We start from the raw sequence: 778 nt of genomic DNA on the forward strand, positions 1-778 counted from the left end.
TTCAATTGTTAGCGATTTTGATCGGGCTTGTTTTATGTGGAGGTCCGATTATTTTTTGGTATTTACTTTTGCATTCATCAAATAAGAAGGATGGGAAAGAATTCCAAAAGAGCCCCCCTTCAACAATAAAATTCAAAAGACCACATAGGAGCGCCGAAAGCTGCTTTAATCAATATTTTTTGAAGGAAAATAATAAGCAATCCGATTAGAGTTGGTGCTATTACCCAAAAATTCTCCCAATAAGATGTGATGAAGTAGGACTCATTGATTTGGGTACAGAGATGCTTTCTGCTAGATTCCCTCAAGTGAGTTTCTCCTAGATAGTGGAGGTAAGGAATAATGGAAAATGCTTGATTAATATAGGGGCCGACTCTTGTAGAAACTGGGCAAGTCTTTCAATTCCTTATCAACATCTGTATAGGTTTTTTTGCTCATTTGCATTCTGATCTTTTTAATGATTTTGATACACATTTTGAAGTCCTTCAGCCAATGAGAGAAGCTTATCAATGACCTTTTAATAGGATCAAGATCTAAGGAATTGGAATGTAAGAATTTTTGAATGTTGGTAAGGGAAGTAATTGTAAATAAAGCTTTCTGGCCTACTCGTTTACTTTCAAAATTCAAGCAGAAAGAAACTGTTCACCAGTCATTGCTATCCAAATTTTTAGAGCAAGAAAGGCAAGAGATTTCTGATGTTTTAAAATGTCAGACTGAGTCTTTTAAAATGAAAAATGAGTTAAATCTAAAGGATAAACACAGTCTTTAGCTTGTCCTGGAG

General features: G+C 34.8%; 1 protein-coding gene. It reads left to right on the top strand.

Features of this window, described 5'->3' with window-relative positions:
• On the top strand, nt 1-209 hold a 209-nt coding region (locus tag E1171_RS24035; RefSeq protein ID WP_222931294.1), incomplete at its 5' end, for a hypothetical protein.
• Nucleotides 210-778 lie beyond the last annotated feature (569 nt).

Source organism: Xanthovirga aplysinae (assembly GCF_009711365.1).
Lineage (GTDB): Bacteria > Bacteroidota > Bacteroidia > Cytophagales > Cyclobacteriaceae > Xanthovirga > Xanthovirga aplysinae.